The sequence below is a fragment of the Mycolicibacterium lutetiense genome, assembly GCF_017876775.1.
In the GTDB taxonomy this organism is placed as follows: Bacteria; Actinomycetota; Actinomycetes; order Mycobacteriales; family Mycobacteriaceae; genus Mycobacterium; species Mycobacterium lutetiense.
On the sequence record NZ_JAGIOP010000002.1, the window covers coordinates 126,646 to 149,291 of the forward strand.

The 22,646-nt window shown below is 66.6% G+C and carries 25 protein-coding genes; 14 read left to right on the top strand and 11 right to left on the bottom strand.

Features of this window, described 5'->3' with window-relative positions:
- The first annotated feature begins 114 nt into the window (after positions 1–114).
- The 3 genes from JOF57_RS09765 to JOF57_RS09775 are packed head-to-tail and all read left to right on the top strand — an operon-like array spanning position 115 to position 2,596.
- Positions 115–951, top strand: coding sequence for a mycofactocin-coupled SDR family oxidoreductase (locus tag JOF57_RS09765; RefSeq protein WP_163660921.1), 837 nt, complete (start codon positions 115–117; stop codon positions 949–951).
- Entirely contained in the window at positions 948–2,132 is a 1,185-nt protein-coding gene (locus tag JOF57_RS09770; RefSeq protein WP_163660923.1) for a cytochrome P450, read from the top strand. Before JOF57_RS09765 ends, JOF57_RS09770 begins: the two co-directional genes overlap by 4 nt.
- Positions 2,133–2,137: 5 nt before the next feature.
- A complete protein-coding gene (locus JOF57_RS09775; RefSeq protein ID WP_163660925.1) occupies positions 2,138–2,596 on the top strand; it encodes an SRPBCC family protein in 459 nt (152 codons plus the stop codon).
- Here JOF57_RS09775 and JOF57_RS09780 read toward each other — a convergent pair.
- The 3 genes from JOF57_RS09780 to JOF57_RS09790 form a co-directional block, all read right to left on the bottom strand.
- Positions 2,593–4,266, bottom strand: coding sequence for an acyl-CoA synthetase (locus JOF57_RS09780; protein ID WP_209916036.1), 1,674 nt, complete (start codon positions 4,264–4,266; stop codon positions 2,593–2,595). The genes JOF57_RS09775 and JOF57_RS09780 overlap by 4 nt on opposite strands.
- 84 nt (positions 4,267–4,350) lie before the next feature.
- Positions 4,351–4,788, bottom strand: a complete 438-nt coding sequence (locus JOF57_RS09785) for a hypothetical protein (protein ID WP_209916038.1) — start codon at positions 4,786–4,788, stop codon at positions 4,351–4,353.
- Positions 4,789–4,901: 113 nt separating this feature from the next.
- Positions 4,902–5,267 (bottom strand): Rv0313 family protein, encoded by a 366-nt coding sequence (locus JOF57_RS09790; protein WP_209916040.1) that lies wholly within the window; start codon positions 5,265–5,267, stop codon positions 4,902–4,904.
- Positions 5,268–5,355: 88 nt separating this feature from the next.
- Here JOF57_RS09790 and JOF57_RS09795 point away from each other — a divergent pair, with 88 nt between their 5' ends.
- Positions 5,356–6,156, top strand: coding sequence for a ketosteroid isomerase family protein (locus JOF57_RS09795; protein WP_209916043.1), 801 nt, complete (start codon positions 5,356–5,358; stop codon positions 6,154–6,156).
- 71 nt (positions 6,157–6,227) lie between these two features.
- Positions 6,228–6,791, top strand: a complete 564-nt coding sequence (locus tag JOF57_RS09800; RefSeq protein WP_209916045.1) for a hypothetical protein — start codon at positions 6,228–6,230, stop codon at positions 6,789–6,791.
- A gap of 51 nt (positions 6,792–6,842) precedes the next feature.
- On the opposite strand, the gene JOF57_RS09805 is transcribed toward JOF57_RS09800, so the two are convergent.
- A complete protein-coding gene (locus JOF57_RS09805) occupies positions 6,843–7,142 on the bottom strand; it encodes a hypothetical protein (RefSeq protein ID WP_209916047.1) in 300 nt (99 codons plus the stop codon).
- Positions 7,143–7,330: 188 nt separating this feature from the next.
- Here JOF57_RS09805 and JOF57_RS09810 point away from each other — a divergent pair, with 188 nt between their 5' ends.
- Positions 7,331–7,828: an NUDIX hydrolase gene (locus tag JOF57_RS09810; protein ID WP_209916049.1), complete on the top strand. Its 498-nt coding sequence runs from the start codon at positions 7,331–7,333 to the stop codon at positions 7,826–7,828.
- 4 nt (positions 7,829–7,832) lie between these two features.
- On the opposite strand, the gene JOF57_RS09815 is transcribed toward JOF57_RS09810, so the two are convergent.
- From JOF57_RS09815 to malQ, 4 genes are all read right to left on the bottom strand, one after another.
- A complete protein-coding gene (locus JOF57_RS09815) occupies positions 7,833–8,957 on the bottom strand; it encodes a PDR/VanB family oxidoreductase (RefSeq protein WP_209916051.1) in 1,125 nt (374 codons plus the stop codon).
- Between the two features lie 11 nt (positions 8,958–8,968).
- Complete coding sequence (locus JOF57_RS09820) at positions 8,969–9,868, bottom strand: metal-dependent hydrolase (RefSeq protein WP_209916052.1); 900 nt, start codon at positions 9,866–9,868, stop codon at positions 8,969–8,971.
- Positions 9,869–9,940: 72 nt separating this feature from the next.
- Positions 9,941–10,351 (bottom strand): hypothetical protein, encoded by a 411-nt coding sequence (locus JOF57_RS09825; protein ID WP_209916054.1) that lies wholly within the window; start codon positions 10,349–10,351, stop codon positions 9,941–9,943.
- A 79-nt stretch (positions 10,352–10,430) separates the two neighbouring features.
- Positions 10,431–12,572 carry a 4-alpha-glucanotransferase gene (gene malQ / locus JOF57_RS09830; RefSeq protein WP_209916056.1) on the bottom strand — a complete coding sequence of 714 codons (2,142 nt, stop codon included), beginning with the start codon at positions 12,570–12,572 and terminating at the stop codon, positions 10,431–10,433.
- Positions 12,573–12,657: 85 nt separating this feature from the next.
- Here malQ and JOF57_RS09835 point away from each other — a divergent pair, with 85 nt between their 5' ends.
- Genes JOF57_RS09835 through JOF57_RS09845 form a run of 3 tightly spaced genes read left to right on the top strand, consistent with a single transcriptional unit; the run spans position 12,658 to position 15,472 of the window.
- Entirely contained in the window at positions 12,658–13,269 is a 612-nt protein-coding gene (locus JOF57_RS09835; protein ID WP_163660946.1) for a TetR/AcrR family transcriptional regulator, read from the top strand.
- Complete coding sequence (locus JOF57_RS09840) at positions 13,266–14,174, top strand: SDR family NAD(P)-dependent oxidoreductase (RefSeq protein WP_163660948.1); 909 nt, start codon at positions 13,266–13,268, stop codon at positions 14,172–14,174. Before JOF57_RS09835 ends, JOF57_RS09840 begins: the two co-directional genes overlap by 4 nt.
- Before the next feature lie 29 nt (positions 14,175–14,203).
- The gene (locus JOF57_RS09845; RefSeq protein WP_209916058.1) at positions 14,204–15,472 is read left to right on the top strand and encodes an MFS transporter; all 1,269 of its coding nucleotides are present in this window, start codon (positions 14,204–14,206) and stop codon (positions 15,470–15,472) included.
- Here the strand turns inward: JOF57_RS09845 and JOF57_RS09850 are convergent.
- Both JOF57_RS09850 and JOF57_RS09855 read right to left on the bottom strand, forming a co-directional pair.
- Positions 15,365–15,700, bottom strand: a complete 336-nt coding sequence (locus tag JOF57_RS09850) for a DMT family transporter (protein WP_209923215.1) — start codon at positions 15,698–15,700, stop codon at positions 15,365–15,367. The genes JOF57_RS09845 and JOF57_RS09850 overlap by 108 nt on opposite strands.
- Positions 15,700–16,035 (bottom strand): DMT family transporter, encoded by a 336-nt coding sequence (locus tag JOF57_RS09855; RefSeq protein ID WP_209916060.1) that lies wholly within the window; start codon positions 16,033–16,035, stop codon positions 15,700–15,702. Before JOF57_RS09855 ends, JOF57_RS09850 begins: the two co-directional genes overlap by 1 nt.
- A gap of 77 nt (positions 16,036–16,112) precedes the next feature.
- On the opposite strand from JOF57_RS09855, the gene JOF57_RS09860 reads away from it, so the two are divergent.
- The 5 genes from JOF57_RS09860 (at position 16,113) to JOF57_RS09880 (ending at position 20,679) form a co-directional block, all read left to right on the top strand.
- Positions 16,113–17,018 (top strand): sterol desaturase family protein, encoded by a 906-nt coding sequence (locus JOF57_RS09860; RefSeq protein ID WP_209916062.1) that lies wholly within the window; start codon positions 16,113–16,115, stop codon positions 17,016–17,018.
- A 162-nt stretch (positions 17,019–17,180) separates the two neighbouring features.
- Positions 17,181–17,783 carry a LysM peptidoglycan-binding domain-containing protein gene (locus JOF57_RS09865; protein WP_209916064.1) on the top strand — a complete coding sequence of 201 codons (603 nt, stop codon included), beginning with the start codon at positions 17,181–17,183 and terminating at the stop codon, positions 17,781–17,783.
- A gap of 165 nt (positions 17,784–17,948) precedes the next feature.
- Positions 17,949–18,644 (top strand): Rv1815 family serine proteinase, encoded by a 696-nt coding sequence (locus tag JOF57_RS09870; RefSeq protein WP_407666558.1) that lies wholly within the window; start codon positions 17,949–17,951, stop codon positions 18,642–18,644.
- 56 nt (positions 18,645–18,700) lie between these two features.
- Positions 18,701–19,195, top strand: a complete 495-nt coding sequence (locus tag JOF57_RS09875) for a VOC family protein (protein ID WP_209916066.1) — start codon at positions 18,701–18,703, stop codon at positions 19,193–19,195.
- A complete protein-coding gene (locus JOF57_RS09880) occupies positions 19,192–20,679 on the top strand; it encodes an FAD-binding protein (protein WP_209916068.1) in 1,488 nt (495 codons plus the stop codon). The genes JOF57_RS09875 and JOF57_RS09880 overlap by 4 nt, the downstream gene beginning before the upstream one ends.
- Before the next feature lie 22 nt (positions 20,680–20,701).
- Here JOF57_RS09880 and JOF57_RS09885 read toward each other — a convergent pair whose 3' ends face one another.
- Positions 20,702–22,615, bottom strand: a complete 1,914-nt coding sequence (locus JOF57_RS09885) for an ABC transporter ATP-binding protein/permease (RefSeq protein WP_209916070.1) — start codon at positions 22,613–22,615, stop codon at positions 20,702–20,704.
- Positions 22,616–22,646: the final 31 nt, after the last annotated feature.

A 22,646-nucleotide genomic window follows, 5' to 3' on the forward strand; every position in this document is an offset into this window, starting at 1 on the left:
TGACCACGCGCGGCGGCGGCTGCTAGACATGGCCTGAGTGTAATTATTGGGCGATCGCCCAAGGTAGGCAGTGTGGCGGTAACCCGACACCTGCCCCGGCATTGAGGGCGGGCAATGACTGGACGGGTCGACGGCAAGGTTGCACTGATCACCGGAGCCGCCCGGGGGCAGGGGCGCAGCCACGCGGTGCGGCTGGCAACCGAGGGCGCCGACATCATCGCCGTGGACATCTGTGCCACCTTCGACCGGTCACCGGTCTCGGGTGCGACTGCCGAAGACCTGGCCGAAACTGCCGACCTGGTCAAGAACCTCGGCCGGCGCATCGTCACCGCCGAGGTCGATGTACGCGATTTCGGCGCGCTCAAGGCGGCGGTCGACAGTGGCGTCGAGCAGCTGGGCCGACTGGACATCATCGCGGCCAACGCGGGGATCGGCACCACCGGGGTGAAGCTGGACCGGATGGACGAGGACCTCTGGCAGGAGATGATCGACGTCAACCTCAGCGGGGTGTGGAAGACCGTGAAAGCCGGTGTGTCCCATATGCTTGCGGGTGGACGTGGCGGTTCGATCATCCTGACCAGCTCGGTGGCCGGGTCGAAGGCCTACCCCTTTACCGGGCACTACGTCGCGGCGAAACACGGCGTGGTCGGCTTGATGCGCAGCTTTGCCGTCGAACTGGGTCAGCATTCGATACGGGTCAACACCGTGCACCCGACCCACGTCAACAGCCCGATGCTGATGAACGAGAAGACCTACCGTATGTTCCGGCCCGACCTGGAGAACCCCGGCCCCGACGACCTGGCGCCCATCTGCCAGACCTTCCACATGCTGCCGGTCCCGTGGGTCACCCCGGAGGACATCAGCAACGCGGTCCTGTTCTTGGCGTCGGACGAGGCCCGCTACATCACCGGGGTCACCCTTCCCGTCGACGCCGGCAGTTGCCTCAAATGACCGTCTACTACGACCCGTACGACGTCGGCATCGTCGCCGATCCCTATCCGGTGTACGCCCGACTGCGCGACGAGGCACCGTTGTATTACAACGAGCGCTATGACTTCTGGGCGGTGTCGCGGCACGCCGATGTAGAAGAAGCGTTGTCGGACTGGGAAACATTCTCCAACAGTCGAAGTGACATCCTCGAACTGATCAAGTCCGACTTCGACATGCCCCCGGGCGTGATGATGTTCGAAGACCCGCCCATGCACACCCTGTTGCGCGGGCTGATGTCCCGGGTGTTCACCCCGCGCCGGATGGCCGAGATCGAGGACCAGATCCGGCAGTTCTGCGTGCGCTGCCTGGACCCGCTGGTCGGGTCGGGTGGTTTCGACATCATCGCCGAACTGGCGTCGATGATGCCGATGCGGGTGATCGGGATGCTGCTCGGCATACCGGAATCCGAGCAGATCGGGGTGCGTGACGCCAACGACGCCAATCTGCGTACCAAACCGGGCGCACCCATGAAGGTGGTGCAGGCCGACCGCATCGCCGACGGCCGGATCTACGCCGACTACGTCGAGTGGCGGTCGAGGAATCCCTCCGACGACCTGATGACGGCGCTACTCAACGTCGAGTTCACCGACGAGTTCGGCGTCACCCGCAAGCTCGAGCGCAAAGAGGTACTGCACTACACCCAGGTGGTGGCGGGTGCGGGAAACGAGACCACCGGCAGGCTCATCGGCTGGCTGGCAAAAGTGCTCGCCGAACATCCCGACCAGCGTCGCGAGGTGGAGCGGGACCGCTCACTGCTGACCCGTGCGGTCGACGAGACGCTTCGCTTCGAACCCACCGGTCCGCATGTGGCGCGCTGGGTGGCAAGGGATTTCGAATACAACGGTGTCACGGTTCCGGCCGGGAGCGCGATGCTGCTGCTGTTCGGGGCGGCCAACCGCGATCCGCGCCGCTACCGCAACCCCGACACCTTCGACGTCCACCGCGACAACATCAGCCACCTCACCTTCGGCAAAGGGTTGCACTACTGCCTGGGCGCCAATCTGGCCCGGCTCGAAGGCCGGGTGGCCCTCGACGAACTGCTCAACCGTTTCCCAGAATGGGAGATCGACTACGACAGTGCGCAACTGGCGCCGACCTCGACGGTGCGCGGCTGGGAACGATTGCGTCTTGTGGTGAACTGAACACCGTGAACATCTGGATCGGTCAGGCCCGGCGCAATGTCAGCGGTGAGGTGCCCGCACCGCCCGAACAGGTGCGGGCGTTCTACGTCGATCTGGACAACATCCCGCGGGTGCACCCGCTCGTGCAGTGGGTGCGCAGCACATCCCGGGTGGACCTGGCCGACGGATACCAGCAGGACTATCGGGTGCGCGATCGGATCCCGTTGGGGCCGATGGGTCTTCCGATCACGTATCGCGCCCGGGTGATCGTCCCCACCGCCGGCCCGGTGACCGCACACGCCAGACAGTTCCCGCAGGTGCGGCTGGACAGTCGGGTGGACTTCGTGACGATCGTCACCGGCACCCGGATCACCGAAGAGTTGACCATCGCCGCGCCCAGGCCGTTGTTGGCGCTCACCGTGGAGCAGGCGGTCGCCGCCCACACCACGATGCTTGCCGCCATCGCCAAAGTGATGTCGGACTAGGAGGTACTGACGGCCTCGGCGTGCTCGGTGGCCACCGACTTGGCCCAGCGGTAATCGGCCTTGCCTGCGGGGGAGCGCACGATCTGAGGTGACCGGACGAACGCCTTGGGAATCTTGTAGCGCGCGATCGCAGTCTCACACACCGCCACGAGTTCCTCGTCGGTGGCCGAAGCGCCTTCGGCGAACTGCACCACCGCGACGACCTCGTTGCCCCAGCGCTCCGAGGGGCGCCCGACCACGACCACGTCGTAGACGGCCGGGTGTGCGGCAATGGCCCGCTCGACCTCCTCGACGAAGATCTTCTCGCCACCGGAGTTGATCGTCACCGAATCCCGGCCCAGCAGCTGAATACGCCCGTCGTCCAAGACGTTTGCCCGGTCGCCCGGAACCGCCCAACGGACTCCGTCGATGGTGGGGAAAGTGCGTGCCGTCTTGGCCTCGTCGCCCAGGTAGCCCAGCGGGATCAGATCGCGTCGCGCCAGCCAGCCGCCGCCCTCGCCGGCGCCGAGTACCCGCGACAGATCCTCGGCAACCACCGCGGTATCGGATTGGGCATTGAAGGTGGCGGCCTCGGAATCGGTGCCTGCGGTGGAAGCGGTGCTCATCTGGGTGCCCGACTCCGAGGAGCCCACGGCATCGAGCAACATCAGGTGCGGCAGTGCGGCCAGGATGCGCTCGCGGACGGTCGGGGAGAGGGGCGCGCCGCCGTTGGTGATCGTGAACAGGCCGGACAGGTCGTAGTCGCCCTTCTCGATCTCGTCGATCAGCGGCCGCGCGATCGCATCGCCGACGACGGGGATGCTCAGCACCCGTTCGCGTGCGGCCAGTGCCAGCACGTTGTCCGGGCGCATCCGCACGACATCGTCGGGAATGACGAGCTTTCCGCTCATGGTGATGGCGTTGTAAGCGGCCCACTGTGCGGCGCCGTGCATGAACGGAGGGATCATCAGCAGCGACAGCCCGCCGCCCGCGGTGGCGGCCCGCTCGGCGAGTTCCTCGTACGACGCGATGAAGGTGTCGCTGCCGAACGGCCGGCCACCCATCGAGGACAGGAAGATGTCGTGCTGGCGCCACAGCACGCCCTTGGGCATGCCGGTGGTTCCGCCGGTGTACAAGACGTACAGGTCATCGCCCGACGGGGTCGGCATACCCGCCTGCGGCGCAGGGGTTTTCAGGATCGTCTCGTAATCGACGGCACCCGGCAGCAGTTCGTTGCCGGATTCGTCGGCGACCTGGATGAGCACCTGCAGATTCGGCAACTGGTCGCGGATCGCAGCCACCCGGGGTGCGAACTCGGCGTTGTAGATCACCGCGCGGGCGTTCGAATCCTTCAGCAGGTAGAGGAGTTCCTCCTCGACATAGCGGTAGCTGACATTGAACGGTGCCACCCTGGCGCGGTAGCTGCCGATCATCGACTCGAGGTACTCGTTGCCGTTGCGCAGGTAGATGCCGAGGTGGTCCTGGCCCGATTCGTGCCCGGCCAGTCCATCGCGCTCGGTGTGCATGCCGAGACCGGCCGACACCAGGTACTGCGCGAAGCCGTCGACGCGCGCATCGAACTCGGCGTAGCTCAATCGGAGTTCCCGCCACACCAGGAAGGTGTGACCGGGCACAGCTTTGGCCACCGTGGAGAACACTGTGGACAGGTCGAACTTCACGTCAGCGCTCATGGCACTCCTGGTGTGCACGGATTCGGGCCCCACGACCATACAAGGATCACTTGGCTGTATGGCCGAGGGGGTGTGACCCGCGACTCAGACCGGGAAGAAGCCGTCGCCGGTGAGTACTCCGGGCTGCCAGCCCTGCGGTCCGAGGCACAGCATCGGCCGGCCGTCAGGGGACTGTGCTGCGGCCTGCGGCTCCGGGCACGGTGTGCCGATCTCCTGCACGCCGTGCAACGGATAGGCGTAGGTCCAGAAGCCGGTGTAGACCGGTGGCCACTGGTTGGGGATCCAGCGGCACTGCATCGCCGTGCCGCCCGGCCCGCGGCCGAACACGTTGCGTTCCCAGCTGAAGCAGGGTGCGCCGTTGGACGCCTCATAGCTCATGCCGGGGACGTCGGTCGGATAGCGGCCGGGATTGTCCGGGTACATATTGCTGTTGTCGTCGGCGAAGGCGCCGGGCGCCACCGAAATCGCCGTTGCCAGTGCCGCCGCCGCGACCGCCGTGGTACCGAAGAGCTCGCGAATCATGTTCCACCCTCAGTATCGCCGGCCGCCTGTCGAACCCGGCCGGCCAGTTCATTGACTTTGGCTCAGAAGCCTAGCCGGTCGCCGAGCGGCGCAGTCCACATTTGGACCCGTTGTTACTCGCCGGTATCGGTGTCGAGCACGCTGACCGCGATGCCGTAGGGCAAGAACCGCACCCGGCGGCCGGGATCGGTATTCGCCGCGTTGGCCCGCAGGGCATCGAGTTCATGCGGGTAAACCTGCTCGATATGGGCGCCGCCGGCATCGTCCACGGTGTAGATCGCCCACACCCCGTCGCCCTTTTCGCCGGTGGTCTCGGGCTCGGTTCTCGGCCGCGAGAACCGGGTAACCTCATCGATCAGGCCGGCCCACCCGGTGGCCTGGCCGGAATTTCCGAGAAACTTGCCCAACCCGTCGAGCGCATCGCGGGCGACGCGGTCGAAGTCCTCGGGGTCGAACCCGAACGGTCCACTGCCACTCATGCGCTCTCCTCGGTGGTTGTGGGCATCTGAATGTGTCAAACACCAGTGTGCGCGCACGCGGCGCCGGGCGGGATGGTAAACGATCCATATGCTCTTCACACGGGACGAACTGTTAGCCACCGTCGAGTTGTCACCGCAGGCAGCGGGTGCGCACGACCGTCAAGGATGGGTGGGACTGTTCGCTGCGGGCGGACAGGTCGAAGATCCGGTGGGCTCACGGCCGCACCGCGGACCCACCCAGATCGAGCGGTTCTACGACACCTTCATCGCGCCCCGCGACATCACGTTCCACCGCGACGTCGACATCGTCATCGGATCGACGGTGCTCCGCGATCTCGAGCTCGAAGTCGTCATGAGCCCGTCGGTCACCATGCGGATCCCCGCTTACCTTCGCTATGTGGTGACGTCCGCCCCGGCCGGCCCGCGGATCGATGAACTGCAGGCGTACTGGGAGCTGCCCGCGATGATCGGGCAGTTCGCCCGGGCCGGTCTGGGCGCCGTGCCGGTCGGCCTGCGGCTGAGCACGGCATTGCTGCGCAACCAGGGACCTTCGGGCGCACTCGGGTTCGCGAAGGGAATGGGCGGCGCGGGCCGGGCGGGCAAGCGCCTCATGACGGGGCTGCTCGACGACCTGTGTGCCGGCGACGCGGTCGCGGTGCAACGGTGGCTGAGCGCCGACACCGTCATCCGCGCCGGCGACGACGCACCGCTGAGTGCTTCCGGTTTGGTGGAACGCACGTCGGGTGCCTCGTGGCGCAAACTGATCGCGTCCGGGTCGAGTCTGGTGGCCGGGCTGGACCGCGACGGTCGACGGGCGGTGCTGATCGCGGATCTGGGCAGCAGACCTCGCACGGTCGCCCGATTGCGGTACTTCGCGGACGCGAACTGAACGCGGCATCGACACGCATAGGGACCCGGCTGCACCACCCCGATCTACCGGCGTGAGACCGTAGAAGGATCATGGCTGATCACGCTTTCATCACCTACGAGGAATTCGGGCGACGGTTCTTCGAGGTGGCGGTGTCGGAGGACCGGGTCGGTGACGCCATCGGCTCGATCGCCGGCGACGAGTTCGAGATGGGTCCGATGGCCCAGGGGCCGGGCAAAATCGCCAAGGTCACCGCGCGGGTGAAGATCCAAAAGCCCCGGGTGAACCGCGTTGTGGGCGAAACCATCACGTTCTCCATCCGGATCCCACTGGAGATCGACATGGTGATCGACCTGCGCATCGACCGGCCCAAGTTCATGGTGTTCGGTGAGATCGCCCTGCGGGCCTCGGCGTTGGCCGCCGAGCCGCTCCTACTGATCCTCGATGTCAAGAAACCGCGGCCGTCCGACATCTCGATCCACGTCACCTCCACGTCGCTGCGGGCCGAGGTGCTGCGGATACTGGCGGGTGTCGACGCGGAGATCAAACGCTTCATCGCTGCGCACGTGGCCGGCGAGATCGACAGCCCGGCGTCGGAGCAGGCCAAGGTGATCGACGTCGCCAAGGAACTCGACTCCGCCTGGGGCGGAGTCTGAGGGGCGCCCGAAAAAGGCGCCCCTTCTTGAGGTTTCGTGAATCTGGTCGGCTTACTTCACGTCTACGTAAACCGTCTTGTTGACGACACTGGTCTGAAAGTTGTCGCCTGGGTTACCGGAATCTGTCCGGCTGTAGGTCTGGCCCTGCCGGATCGACACCACCGTCGCCCGGTTCAACGGAGTGGAGCCGATGTGGTTGACGACCACCTTGTAGCCCTGCCGCTGCAACTGACTGATGGTCTGCTCGGCATTGCCCGGGCCGGTCGGTGCTGACTGGGCCGGTGCGGTCGGGCTGATCACTGCTGCGGCGGCCGCGCCGGCAAGTGCAGTGGAAAATCCGATCCTCATCATCTTTGGTGCCTTCTTTCGATCTTCTTTTGTTTCGCGTTCGCTGTCGACTTCGGCCCCCGTCGTCAGCTCCATTCGGGTGTTACTCAATGGTTAACCGGTTGTTCACAATTTAGATTCCGGCTGGCCGAAAATAGTTGACGAGTGGTGCGTCACATCTGGCGGTGCGGCATCCGCGTAGCGTGCACCGGGTGGCGAAGTTGAGCGCAGGCGTCCTGCTGTACCGTCTCGCCGGGTCGGCGGTGGAGGTACTGATCGCCCACCCGGGCGGTCCGTTCTGGGCCCGTAAGGATGCCGGGGCATGGTCGGTGCCCAAGGGGGAGTACGTCGACGGCGAGGACGCGTGGTCGGCGGCGCAACGTGAGTTCACCGAGGAACTCGGCTCGCCCCCGCCCGCGGGGCCACGCATTGAGCTGGCCCCGGTGCGGCAGGCGGGAGGCAAGGTGGTCACCGCGTTCGCGGTGAACGGAGACTTCGATCCCGCCACAGCCGTGAGCAACACATTCAGCGTCGAGCTGCCGAAAGGATCGGGGCGGCTCGTCGAGTTCCCCGAAATCGACCGCGTCGCCTGGGTTTCGGTGGCAGCAGCCCGTACCAAGCTGCTCAGCGGGCAGCGCCCCCTGTTGGACCAGCTGATGACCGCACCCGAACTGGCCGGCTACGGAGAAGGCGATCCCGAGGGCGGGTAGCGGCTCAGAGGTCGAGTGCCAGCCGGTGTCCGGCCTCGGCCCGCGACACGCAGGTCAGCAGATACCCGGCGTCGCGCTCCGGGTCCGTCAACAACGTATCCCGGTGCTGCACGGTCCCGTCCGTTCCCGGCAGGGTTCGAATTCGACAGGTGCCACAGAACCCCTGCTGACATGAGTACGGGGCATTCACCCCGGCCCGGCCCAACGCGGCGAGCAGCGTCTCGTCGGCGCCGACCGACACCGTGGCGCCAGTAGAGGCGACGGTCACCGAGAACTCCGCACCGTCGACAACCGGTGGGGCCGCGAACCTTTCGAAATGCAACTCCACGTCGTCACGGCCGGCGAGCGCGGCCCGGATTCCGGTCAGCATCGGGGCCGGACCGCAGGCGTAGACCGTGGTGCCGTCGGGACAGTCGCCGAGAAGATCCGCGGCGATGGGCAGGCCCTCGACATCGTCGGTGCGGATCTCGATGCGGTCACCGAACCGGGCGAGCTCGTCCAGGAACGGCAGGCTGTCGCGACTGCGCCCGGCGTACACCATCGACCAGTCGACACCCAGCCGCGCCGCCAACCCGAGCATCGGCAGGATCGGGGTGATGCCGATTCCGCCCGCGATGAAGCGGAAACGTTGGGCGGGCGACCCGTGACCGGGCACCGTCAAGGCGAACGCATTGCGCGGGCCGTGGGTGCTGACCCGGCTGCCGACCTGCAGGCTGTCGTGTACTTCGACGGAGCCACCGCCGCCATCGGGGATGCGCCGCACCGCAATTCGATAGCTGTCGGTCACCGTGGGATCACCGCACAGGGAGTACTGCCGGACCCGTCCGCTGGCCAGGTGCAGGTCGATGTGTGCACCCGGATACCACTGCGGCAGCGGGCCGCCGTCAGCCGCAGTCAGGGTGAGTGCGATGACATCCTGGTCATGGGCCACCACTTCCCGCCCGGCGACGCTCAACGCGATCGTGCGGTCCAGCTCCGGCGGCAGGGCCGGTCGCCGCACGAGTCGGCCCACCGTCCAGATCGTGGCGATGGCGGCGCCGGCGGCACCGAGCATCGGATCGTGCCGAAATCGGCCCGAGATGCTCGGTGGCAGGCGGCGATATCGGGATATCAGTGACAGCGTCGGCATGGCTGAGCCCGTCACAGGTGCGCGGCCCGCGCCGCGGGCGAGCTCGCCAGGTACGCGACCGCCTGGGCCGTCGACCCCATCTCCTCCGGTGAGAAGCCCGGCCGACAGTAGGCCAGGGTGTGGGAGCCGAACATCTGGGAGAACTTGGGCAGCAGTCCCAGCTTGGAATCGCGGATACGCATCTTGTTCATCCGCCACCAGCCGATGTCGAGGGTCGGGTCGTTCTTCACCATCGCCCAGCAGCCACGCTGGAAGAACAGGTAGACCGCGGTCGCCGCGATCGACATCGCGCGCACCCGGCTGAAGTAGCTGTCCTGGAAATAGACCGCGACATCGTGGGCCACGCTGCGGTGCTCGACCTCTTCACTGCCGTGCCAGCGGAACAGATCGGTCATCGTCGGGTCGGCTGCGTAGTCCTCCCAGGAGCAGTTCAGCACGAAGTCGCCCAGCACCGCGGTGTAGTGCTCGATGGCCGCGATCAGCCACAGCCGATCGCACAGGTGGGCCAGCCTGCGGCGCGGATCGGGGGAGTCCGACGGTGCCAGTGTCTTGGTGAATACGTGCTCCACCAGGGACAACACCGGCTGGTAATCCACCCCGTGGCTGGTGAAGAACTCGTCGAGCACCTGATCGTGTGTCTCGGCGTGGGTGGCTTCCTGACCGATGAAGCCACGCATGTCATCGGCGAGCTTGGGATCGCGCACGTACGGCAGCGCTTCGTTGAACGTCGCGACGAACCAGTGCTCGGCTACCGGCAGCACCACATTGAACAGGTTCACCATCGACGAGGCCACGGGATGACCGGGGATCCAGTGCAACGGGATGTCATCGAGATCGAAGTGCACTTTTCTGGCCTGGATCTGTACCGGGCCCGGGTCGATCTCATGGTCGAACCGCAACGGACGCAACATCGAGAGCCTCCTGGGATGAGTGGACTCTCAGCAGTGTACGGATTTAGGTGGGAACGGCGGTACCGGGTGGGGTCAGGCGGGCGGTGGAGTACCCGCGCCTGGGGCGCCGGGGATCGGGATCACCGGGGTCGGCGTCACCGTGGTCACGCCATTGCTGCCGACCCTCGGTCCGCCGGGCACGGCCGATTCGGCGGACTGTTCGGCGGCGGCTTCGCTGCAGTCCAGCGTCAGGATCATCTTGCCGCTGGAGTTGACCTTCTGGGAATCGACGAGGCACTCGGCCTGCGGCAGGGAGCTGCCGAAGGAGCCGCCGAACGTGGCCTTGACGCCCTGGCTCTTCAGGATGGCCAGCGCCTTCAGATACGGCTCGCCGACGACGTTGACCGAAGCCGAGCTCGGCTGTGAGGTGGCCGTGCCCGCGGCCATCAAGGCCATCGAACCGGCGGCGAGTAAACCGCCGCCGAGTGCAACAAGCTTCTTCACGTGAACTCCGTCAGTCGGGTGCGTTTGCGAACATATCGCAGCTGTGACGATTGTGAAACCGGAGCAGAGGCCGGAAGTGTTACATCCCGGCCCCGTCTCCGTGTCCGGTGATCCCGGCCACCACCTCGCTCAACGCGGCTGCCCGGGGGTCGGCGAACACGTCTTCGAGCAGCAGTCGTCGGCCGTCCGGACCGGCCAGCGGGATCCGCCAGTTCGGGTACTCGTCGGTGGTTCCCGGCTGGTTCTGGGTACGCAACTCACCGACTGCGTCGGCAAGCGACAGTGCCAGCAGCTTCGACGGGGTCCGGGCGAGGTACCGGTACAGCGCCGTCACGATCTGATCGGTATCCGGGTCGGGTCCGAGCAGGCCGACCCGGCGAAGCTCGTCGAGCCAGGCCGATTGTGCGGCGCGGTCGGCGGCCGACTCCTGATCGGCAGACCGGGTGAGCAGGCCGAGTTCCTCCCGCAACCGCACATGCTCGCCGGCCAGATAGCCGGGCGTGGGCGGCAGGTCATGCGTGGTCACCGAGGACAGGCAGTACTCACGCCAGTGTTCGGCGGGGAGCGGCTTTCCGGACCAGTCCGACTCGAACCACAGGATCGAGGTGCCGAACAGACCCCGCTCGCGCAGGTAATCGCGCACCCACGGTTCCACCGTGCCCAGATCCTCGCCGACCACGAGCGCGCCGGCCCGGTGCGCCTCGAGCGCGATGATGCCGATCATCGCGTCATGGTCGTAGCGCACATAGGTGCCTTCGGTCGGCGCGACGCCCTTCGGGATCCACCACAGCCGGAACATGCCGATGATGTGGTCGATGCGGACCCCGCCGACGTGCCGGAGCGCCATCTCGACCAACGCCCGGAACGGTTCGTAAGCCTGCGCGGCAAGTCGGTCCGGTCGCCACGGAGGCTGCGACCAATCCTGACCGAGTTGGTTGAACTCATCCGGTGGGGCGCCGGCGGTAACCCCGAGGGCCAGCACGTCCTGCAGTGCCCACGCGTCGGCACCGTCGGGATCGACGCCGACCGCGAGGTCGCCCATGATGCCCAGCGCCATCCCGGCCTGCACCGCCGTGGCCTGAGCCGCGGTGAGTTGGTCGTCGAGAACCCACTGCAGCCAGCGGTGGAAATCGACGGCTTCCGAATGGGAGGCGGCGAACGCGGCGACCTCCGGGTTTCCCGGATGCTGCAGCGCGCACGGCCAGGCATGCCAGTCGGCACCGTACTGTTCGGCCAGCGCGCACCAGGTCGCGAACTCTTCCAGGCTGCGGCCCTGCCGGGCCCGGTAGGCGGTGTACGCCAGTTCCCGGCCGGCCGAGCGTTCAACCCGGTACACGTGTTCCAGTGCGGTGCGTTTGGCCTGCCAGGCCGCATCGCGGTCGATGGTCGGCCGGCGGTCGGCGCGCTTGTTGACCGTGGTGCGCAGCCCCCGGAGGCGGCCGCGGTGACGGACCGAGGCGAATTCGGTGATGGCCTCCACCCGCAGGTAGAGCGGATTGCCGAAGCGCCGCGAGGTGGGCAGATACGGCGAGGGCTCCATCGGGGCCGTGGGGGCGGCCGCGTGTAGCGGGTTGACGAGAATGAACCCGGCGCCGTGCTCGGCGGCCGACCATACGGCAAGATCGGTCAGGTCGGTGAGATCGCCGGTACCCCACGAATGTTGCGAGCGGACGCTATAGAGCTGGACTGCCAGACCCCAGGCCCGACGCCGGTCCAGGCGGGTGGGCAGGCCCACGGCGGCGGGGGAGATCACGACGGGCGTCTCGGTATGGAAGTCGCCCTCGCGCAACCGGAGCCGGTGATAGCCCAGCGGCAGATCCGCCGGCAGCTCGAACGTGGCCTCACCGACCAATCGGTCGCCGAGATCGTATGGGGGCCGGTTGTTTTCGAGTTGCCTTAGGTCGCCGCGTTCAGTGCCGTCCTCGAGCGACAGTGCGAGGTGCACCGGATCCCCGTGCGTGACGTGGACCCAGAAACTCGACGGCATCCCGGCCTGGCCCAGCACGATCGGCGGCAGCCGTTGCTGCCAGTACCGCCGGTCGTGCGCCGCCAAGGCGTCCGCGCACTCCCGTTCGGTGCCGGCTTTCACGCCCAGCGCGTCCAAGACGGCGACCAGAGTGGACGCCGCGACAGCGGTACGGCAGCCGGTCCAGTCGTCGAACTCGGCGGCCACGCCATAGCGACGGGCCAACTCCAGCAGGGCCGGCGACGAAGAAGTCATGACGCCAATCTTGGTGCACCTTCGGCTCACGTGCTCACGGCCGCTGTAGGGTGTCTGTAACGATCCTTACCGACAGGTGATACAGATGACCCAGCCGGCCACCCGACGACAACAGCAGGGTGCGGATTCGCGGGAGCAGATCCTCGAGGCCACCGAGCGGCTCATGGCCACCCGCGGTTACGCCGCGACCTCGATCAGCGAGATCCGAAAGGCCTGCGGCCTACCGGCCAGCTCCATTTACTGGCATTTCGGATCCAAGGACGGCGTCCTCGCCGCGGTGATGGCCCGTGGGGCCGAACTTTTCTTCGCGGCGATACCGAGCGAAGGCAGCATCGACGAACAACTGGCGGTCCTCGCCGAACTGCATTCGCAGCGCCCCGAATTCCTGCGGATTCTCTACCTGCTGTCCCTGGAGCGCAGCGATGATCCGACGGTGACGCAGGTGGTGCGCCGGGTCCGTGACACCGCGATCGCGCGATTCTCCGACGCCGTTCGCCGCCTGCTGCCCAACGGACTGCCGCCACAGCGCGCCGAGCGGGTGGTCGCCGAACTCACCGCCTTCGCCGTCGCGCAGTCCGACGGCGTGTTCTTCGCCAACCACCTCGAACCCGACACCACCGACGTCGTGCGCATGTACCGGAGGCTGTGGCAAGCCGTCACCGCTCTGGTCCCGATACTCCTGGAGGACGAACAGTGAGCGACAAGACCGCGATCATCACGGGCGCGAACACCGGGCTTGGATTCGAATGTGCGCGTGCCCTGCTGGAATCCGATCCGGGGTGGCACGTGGTGCTGGCCGTGCGCGATGCCGAACGTGGCGCCGACGCGGCGGAGCGGCTCGGCAGCCCCGGCCGTGTCACGGTCAGTGAACTCGATCTGGCCTCGCTGCGGTCGGTGCACGACTTTGCCGGCAGATTGCCGCGATTGGACGTGCCGCCGGTGACCGCGCTGGTCTGCAATGCCGGGCTGCAGATGGTTGCGGGTTCGCAGGCGACCGCGGACGGCTACGAAATGACGTTCGGCGTCAACCATCTCGGTCATTTCGCCCTGGTACAGCACCTGCTCGAGCGCTTGGCCACACCGGCACGGATCGTGGTGGTCAGCAGCGGCACCCACGATCCGGACAAGTTCACCGGTATGCCGGCGCCCCGCTACACCACGGCTGACGACCTGCTCAGCCCGCCGCCGGGCGGACTCACCGGCGAGGAGGGCCGGCGTCGCTACACCACCTCCAAACTGTGCAACCTGTTGTTCAGCTACGAGTTGGACCGGCGGCTGGGCCACGGTGCCCGCGGAATCACGGTCAACGCGTTCGATCCGGGCCTGATGCCGGGCTCGGGGCTGGCCAGGGATTACTCGGGCGTTCAGCGAATGGCCTGGCGTCTGTTCATGCCTGCCCTGCGGATACTGCCCAATGTCAACAGCCCTCGACGCTCCGGAGCCAACCTCGCCGCCCTGGTGGCCGGTCCGGACCTCGACGGCGTCACCGGCGCGTACTTCGAAGGGAGTCGCCGGATCCGGTCCTCGCGTGATTCCTATGACGGGGCCAAGGCCGCCGACCTGTGGCAGGTCAGTGAACGGCTGGTATCGGCGGTCGGCTGACCCAGAGGGCGCGCAGTAGTGTCGGCTCAGTGGCATCGACGTTGCGCCGGGCCCGGATCGCGGTCGGGGCGCTGTTCCTGACCAACGGCGCGATCTTCGCCAATCTGCTGCCACGCTATCCGGAGATCAAGACCGACCTTCACCTGAGCAATGCGGTGTACGGGGCGGCCGTCGCCTCGTTCTCCGGTGGCGCGCTGGTCGCAGGATTGGCTGCGGCGACGCTGATTCGACGGTTCCACAGCGCGCGCGTGGCGGTCATCGGCACCGTGGCGCTGGCCGCCTTCGTCGTCATGGCCGGTGTGGCGAGCACACCGCTGACGCTGGCGGCCGCGCTGTTCCTGGCCGGCTCCTGTGATGCGGTGGTCGATGTCGCGCAGAACGCCCACGGGCTGCGGTTACAGCGCGCACACGGCCGATCGATCATCAACTCACTGCATGCCGTGTGGGCCGCCGGGGCGATCTTCGGCGGCCTCACCGGTGCCGGCGCCATTGCCCTGGGGGTCCCGCGCGCCGTCCACCTCTCGGTGATCGCCGTGTTGTTGAGCGCGGTGGCCCTGGTGTCCTACCGCTACCTGTTGCCCGGACCCGACCATGACGAGCATCGTGCGGCACACGCCCCGGCCGGGACCCGTGCCGGTCCAAGGACTTATCTGATCCTGCTGGCCCTGGTGCTGATCGCCATCGCAGGCGCCACGGTCGAGGACGCCGGAAGTTCCTGGGCCACCCTGTATCTGCGCGACAGCCTGCACACCCCGCCGGCCTTGGCGGTCTTCGGGTACATCGCGCTGGTCGGGTTCATGTTCGTCGGGAGGCTGATCGGCGATCGGCTGGTCGACCGGTTCGGCGAGGCCACCGTGGCGCGGGTCGGAGGACTCATCGCCGCCGCCGGGATGGGGACCGCACTGGCCTTCCCGAGCATCGCCACCACGATCGTCGGCTTCGCGCTGGCGGGCCTCGGGGTGGCCACGCTGGTGCCGGCCGCGATGCACGGCGCCGATCAGCTGCCGGGCCTGCGACCGGGGACCGGGCTGACTGTGGTCACCTGGCTCATGCGGGTGGGGTTCTTCGGTGCGCCACTGCTGGTCGGGCTGGTCGCCGATGCCGCCGGGCTGCGGGTCGGCCTTCTGGTCGTGCCTCTGGCCGGGCTGGCTGCCGCCCTGCTGGCCGGAGTACTGCCGAAACGGCGGTCGTCAGTGCGTCGTTCCGGGGCCGATACCGGCCAGCTCGATCGTGAACACACCCGACACGATGAGCGCGATACCGAGCAACATCACCGGGGTCAACGGTTCGCCGAATAGGAACTTGGCGATGACGGCGACCAGCGCGACCCCGCACGCGGTCCAGATGCCGTAGGCGATACCCACCGGCACCCCCAACGACAGGGCCAGCCACAGCAGGTAGAAGGACAGCACGTACCCGGCGATCACCGGCGCGATCCACGCCTTGCGGCGGAAGCCGTCCGACGCACGCAACCCGAGCGTGGCACACACCTCGACCAGGATCGCCCCGGTCAGGGCCAGCCACATCATGACTCCGCCTGACGCGGGCGTGACCCGAGCTCGACCAGCAGCACGCCGGCGATGATCAGACCGATACCGGCCACAATCGGCCAGGTGAACGGATCGCCGAACAACGCCGCGGCCAGCACCGCCGTCGCTGCGGTACCCAGCGCACCCCAGATGCCATAGGCGACACCGACGGGCATGCCCGCCCGCAGCACCAGGGTCAGCAACAGGAATGCGGTCAGGTAACCGGCCACCACCAGCACCAGCCACCCCGCATGATCCTGGGATGCGCGCAGCGACAGCGTGGCCGCGACCTCGGCGACGACAGCCGCGATCAGCAACGCCCACTTCTGCACCGGACAAACCTAGCCGAGCCCCGGTCGACGGGTGAGTACCGTGGGGGAGTTAGCCCCAGCTTCACCGAGGAGTCCGCATGACCGGGTCCGTCCTGGACTTTCTGCCCCCGCCGATGCGCGATCCGGTTTTCTTCGCGATCCCGTTCTTCCTGGTGTTGTTGACCGTGGAATGGGTTGCCGCCCGGCGCCTGCAGCACATCGAATCGCAGCGGGAACCCGCAGGCGCGTTCAACGCCCGCGACGCATGGACGAGTATCTCGATGGGGTTGGTCTCCATCCTCACCATGGGCGGATGGAAACTGGTCGCGCTGTTGGGTTATGCCGCCATCTATGCCTATCTGGCGCCATGGCACTTACCCGGGAACCGGTGGTACACCTGGGTGATCGCGATCGTCGGGGTGGATCTGCTGTTCTACGCCTACCACCGGATTGCGCACCGGGTGCGGTTGATCTGGGCGACGCATCAGGCCCACCACTCGAGTCAGTACTACAACTTCGCCACCGCGCTGCGTCAGAAATGGAACAACAGCGGTGAGATCCTGATCTGGATTCCCCTGCCGCTGCTCGGTATCCCACCCTGGCTGGTGTTCACGAGCTTTTCGCTGAACCTGGTCTATCAGTTCTGGGTGCACACTGAACGAGTCGGAAAGTTGTGGCGGCCAATCGAATTCATCTTCAATACCCCGTCGCATCATCGGGTGCACCACGGCCGCGATCAGCTGTATCTGGACCGCAACTACGGCGGCATCCTCATCATCTGGGACCGCATGTTCGGCACGTTCCAGCCGGAAGTGTTCCGCCCGCACTACGGGCTGACCAAACAGGTGGACACCTTCAACATCTGGAAGCTGCAGACCCACGAATATGCGGCGATCGCCCGCGACGTGCGGCGGGCCCGCCGGCTGCGTGACCGGCTGGGCTACCTCTTCGGCCCACCGGGATGGCAGCCCGCCGAGGTTCGCGATTCTCAGCCGGTCGGCTGACCGCCCGGAACCGGGCAGCGCCCGCCGCCTTGGCGATTCCCAGTGTTTGCGTGGCGTTTGAACTCGCGGCGAGCTGAATCCCGCCAAAGCAAACGTGAAATCAGTAAGGTCAACAAGACCCGGGTGCCTTCACCCGGATCACGGTCACGAAAGGGGCATTGCGTGGGAGACACACTCACCGAAGGTCAGAAGCTGGAGAAGGGTGGTTCGCTCACCTCCAACAACGGCGCATACACGCTGACGTTGCAGGATGACGGCAACCTCGTGTTGGAGGCGCGTGGCCAAGCGGTCTGGTCGACTTCCACCAACGGCCAGGACGTCGTGCGGGCGGAGGTGCAGACCGACGGCAACTTCGTGCTGTACACGTCCGAGAAGCCGGTGTGGCACACCGACACCAAGGGCAAGAAGGACGTCAAGCTGGTTCTCCAGGACGACCGCAACCTGGTGCTGTACGCCGCAGACGGGCCCGCGTGGTCGTCCGACACCGCGACCTCCGAGCCTCCGCCACCGGCGCCCGAGGCCGAAGTCGCCCCGGCCGCTGTCGAGGAGCCGGTTGCCGTGGCCGAGCCCGCTGCGCCGGCCGCGCCGCCGCCGCCCCCGCCTGCACCCGAGCCGCGGACCTACACCGTGGTCTCCGGCGATACTCTCTGGGCGATCTCCGAGCGGTTCTACGGAGATGGCAACAAGTACCAGCAGATCGCCGATGCGAGCGGTATCTCCAATCCCGACCTGATCCACCCCGGCCAGGTCTTGACAATTCCTTGACCTGAACAGACGCACGGCCCGGACCTCGATGGTCCGGGCCGTTCGTTGTTTCTGGCGATGGATCGCACGGGATATGCGGACCGCCGGTAACGAAGTTGCCGCCTGACCGATATTGAAGTCAGTAGGGTGACGTTCACCACGTTCGCACAGCGAGGGAGGTCGGCCGTGAGTAGGTGGCTAGGTGGGGTGATACGGGCGCTGGCCGGGGTTCCGGTGGCGGGTCTGCTGGCGTGTCCGGTACCGGTGGCCGCCGCCGCGGGTTCGCTGGTGTACCCGGGTATGGAGATCCGGCAGGGCACGAATGTCTGCACGCTGGGTTACGTCGATCCGATGAGCCGCGTCGGCTTCACCGCGGGTCATTGCCGGGGTGGCGGTCCGGTGGGCGACCGGGACGGCAATTTCATCGGGCACCAGGGGTCCTTCGAGGACAACACGCCCGACGGCGCCACGGTTGACACCAACTACATGATCTCCGATTGGGAGACCATCCAATTGGCCGGCGATGTCGCGATCAACAACATCCTGCCGGGCGGGCGGATGCTGGTGGAGGATCCCGGGGTGGTTCCGACGCCGGGTGCCCCGGTCTGCCACTTCGGTGTGGTTACCGGTGAGAGTTGCGGCACCATCCAAGCCGTCAACAACGGCTGGTTCACCATGGCCAACGGTGTGGTCAGCCAGAAGGGCGATTCCGGTGGTCCGGTGTATGTGGTCACCCCGGACGGCCGTGCCGCCATCGTGGGCATGTTCAACAGCACCTGGGGCACCTTTCCGGCCGCCGTGTCCTGGCAGAACGTCAGTGGGCAGTCCCGCGGCGGCGGGTTACCCGCCGGCGAGGTGTCGACCCTGGTGGGGCAGCCCTGACCACTAACTAGAACACGTTCTAGCCATTGCGCCGGGTGGGCGATATTCTCATGGCGATGCTTAATCAGACACCTGTCCAGATCGCCTGGGTTACCGCTGATCTGGACGCCACCGAACAGGCCCTGACCACCATGCTGGGGGCTCGCCGGTGGGTGCGGATGCCCGCGGTGCATTTCAGCCCGGAGACCTGCCGCCACCACGGCCGACCCGCCGATTTCGTCGCCGACATCTCACTGAGCTACGCCGGTGACACTCAACTGGAGCTGATTGCTCCGGTCAGCGGCGAGAGCATCTACGCCGAGTTCCTGGAACGGCACGGCGCGGGTCTGCACCACGTCTGCATCGAGGCGGCCGACGCAGAGGAGTTCGAGGCGCGACTGCGCGACGCTGAAGGCGACGGGACACCGGTGGTGTGCCAGGGCGAGATGCCCGGAGGAATGAGATTCGCCTACCTGTCGGCCGTAGGAGCCGGGGTGCCGTATCTGGAGATCGCTTACATTCCGCCCGAGATCCGGGCGTTCTTCGAGTATGTGAAACAGGAGCAGCAGTGAAGGAAATCCCCGAGGTCGTCGAGGCCGCGGACATCGAATCCTGGTCGGACGAGTTCGATGTCGTGGTCATCGGATTCGGTATCGCCGGAGGCTCTGCGGCGGTCAGCGCCGCCGCCCGCGGTGCCCGGGTGCTGGTGTTGGAGAAGGCTGCGGCGGTCGGCGGCACCACCGCGATGGCCGGTGGGCACTTCTATCTCGGCGGCGGGACCGCGGTGCAGGAGGCCACCGGGCACTCCGACACCCCCGAGGAGATGTACAAGTATCTGGTCGCAGTCTCGCGCGAGCCCGACCTGGACAAGATCCGCGCCTACAGCGACGGCAGCGTCGAACATTTCAATTGGCTTGAGGCACTGGGTTTTCAGTTTGAGCGCAGTTTCTACCCGGGCAAGGTCGTGGTGCCGCCGGGCACCGAGGGGCTGTCCTACACCGGAAACGAGAAGGTGTGGCCGTTCATCGAGCAGGCCGCGCCGGCGCCGCGAGGTCATTCGGTCCCCGTGCCCGGCGAGCTGGGCGGCGCCGCGATGGTGACCGATCTCCTACTGAAGCGCGCCGAGACGCTGGGTGTCACGTTCCGGTACGAGACGGGAGCCACAAACCTGATCGTCGAGGGCGGCGGGAACGACCGCTCCGTGGTCGGGGTGAAGTGGAAGAACTTCGGTGAAACCGGTTGTGTCAAAGCGAAATCAGTCATCATCGCCGCCGGGGGATTCGCAATGAACCCGGAGATGGTCGCCGAATACACGCCGGCTCTCGGAAAGAAACGTCGCACCAAGCACCACGGCGAGGTCGAGCCCTACATCCTGGGCAACCCCAACGACGACGGCCTCGGAATCCGGATGGGTGTCGCCGCCGGCGGCGTCGCCAACGGCATGGACCAGCTGTTCATCACCGCCGCGGCCTACCCTCCGGAGATCCTGCTGACCGGTGTGATCGTCAACAATCAGGGTCAGCGCTTCGTCGCCGAGGACTCCTACCACTCCCGCACGTCGGCGTTCGTCCTGCGTCAGCCCGAGCAGCAGGCGTACCTGATCGTGGATGAGGAACACATGGAGATGCCGGCGATGCCGCTGATCAAATTCATCGACGGCTACGAGACGATCGCCGAAGTCGAAGAGGCACTGGGAATTCCGGCCGGGAACCTGGCGGCCACCCTGGACCGCTACAACGCGCACGCGGCCGACGGCGAAGATCCCGACTTCCACAAGCAGTCCGACTACATCGCGGTGCAGCACAAGGGTCCGTGGGCGGCGTTCGACCTGTCGCTCGGGGTCGCCATGTACTCGGGATTCACCATGGGCGGGCTGACCGTGTCCATCGACGGTGAGGTGCTGCGCGAGGACGGCAGCCCCATCGCCGGCCTGTACGCAGCCGGGGCCTGTGCGTCCAACATCGCCCAGGACGGCGAGGGGTACGCCAGCGGTGTGCAACTCGGGGAGGGCTCGTTCTTCGGGCGCCGCGCCGGTACGCACGCCGCGGAACGATGAAGAGGATCGCCGTCTCGACCGGTTAGGTCGGCAAGCCGACCGGCGCGAGCTCCCAACGGCCGTCGCCGAGCAGTTCGAGGCGACGGTCGTGGAGCTCGTTGACGCTGTCGCGGTGGCTGATGCTGACCACGATGCAGTCGGGTAATTCGCTGCGCAGCGTCGAGTACAACGCGTACTGCTGACCGGCATCGAGCGCCGAGGTGGCCTCGTCGAGGAATACCGCTGCCGGCTTGGCTAGCAGCACCCGGGCGAAGGCGATCCGTTGCTGTTCGCCCGGGGACAGCACCTTTCCCCAATCGGTGTCCTCATCGAGGCGAGAGGTCAGATTCCCCAGGGCGACCGCGTCGAGCGCGGCCCGGATCTCGTCGTCGCCGTACGTGCCCGCCGGTGCGGGATAGCAGACCACGGTGCGGAGATCGCCCAGCGGTGCGTAGGGGAGTTGGGACAGGAACATGACCTCACCCTGCTCGGGATAGCGCACCGTCCCCGATCCATACGGCCACAGCCGGGCCAGGCTGCGCAGCAGGGTCGTCTTCCCGGTACCGGACGGCCCGGTGATGACCAGCGAATCGCCGGGGGCCAGTTGGATGTCGAGGTCGTGCAGCAGCAGATCTCCGTCGGGCGACCGCACCTCGACATCCTCGAGTTCTACCCCGCCGTTGGCGCTCACCCCGATATCCAATCGCGGTAGCGCCCTTGCCTGTTCGTTCGCTTTCACCAGTCCGTCGAGGCGAATGATCGCGGCCCGGTATCCGGCGAATGCGTCGTACACCGAGCGGAAGAAGCTCAACGAACTCTGCACCCGGTTGAACGCACTTGCCGACTGAAGGACATCACCGTAGGTGAGCTGACCGGCGAACAACCGTGGTGCCTGGACGATCAGCGGAAGCGGGTCGATGATCTGGTTGATGGATCGGTTCCAACCGAGAAACGCCACGCCGCGCAGGACAAGCCGCCGGTAATTGGCGATGACGGCGGCGAACCGCGCTGCCAGCGTGTCACGTTCGGTGCGTTCGCCGTGATAGAAGCCCACCGCTTCGGCTCCGTCACGGACCCGCACGAGGGCGTACCGGAAAGCGGCGTTCGTGAGCGAGTTACGGAATGTCAGCCGAATGATCGGCCTGCCGATCCAGATCGCCACGACCGTCGTGACCGCCACCCACAGCAGTGCGATCCAGAACAACGCCTTCGGCAGCGTCACGCCCAGAAACGTCAAGGGGCCGGCCAGATTCCACAGGATCGGCGTGAACGCCACAACCGAGACGAGCGAGTAGACCGATCCGAACAACAATGTCTGCGCGGTGGCGACCGTCGGCGTGTTGGTTTCTGGCCCGGTGCCGGTGGTGAAGACGTCGATGTCCTGTTGGATGCGCTGATCAGGGTTGTCGATCGGAGTGCCGCCGAAGCCGCCGATGAATCGGCCGCGGTAGTAGGCCCGTTGATCGAGCCAGTCGCCGGTGAGTCGGTGGGTGAGCCAGACCCGCCAGCGGACGATGAAGTACTGCATGAGGTACAGGTCGAGCAAGGTGCGGGTGATGTCGACGGTCACCAACAACGCGAAGATCAGGATCGAATGCCAGAAGCCGTCGATTCCGGAGCTGCGGACCGCTTCGTTGCCCGAACCGGCGCCGGAGAACGCCACCTGCAGCGCCGTGGTCTGGTCGTTGAGGTAGTAGCTGAACAACACGTCCATGCGCACCGAGAACATCACCGACAGGAGCAGCACACCCAGCAGTCCCCACACCGGAATGCTTTCGCGGCCAAGGAAATAACCGCCGGTGACCCGCCAAAACTGACGGCCCCACGTGGTGAAACGCGCCAGCACGGCCAACGCGAACACCAGAGCCACCGCACCGATCGCCCAGGCCTTCGCGACCCACCACAGCGAGGCCAGGATCTCGTTGCCCCAGTCCAGAGACTGGGTGAACATCTCCATACCCCGGCAAGTTACCGGGAACTACCGCCCG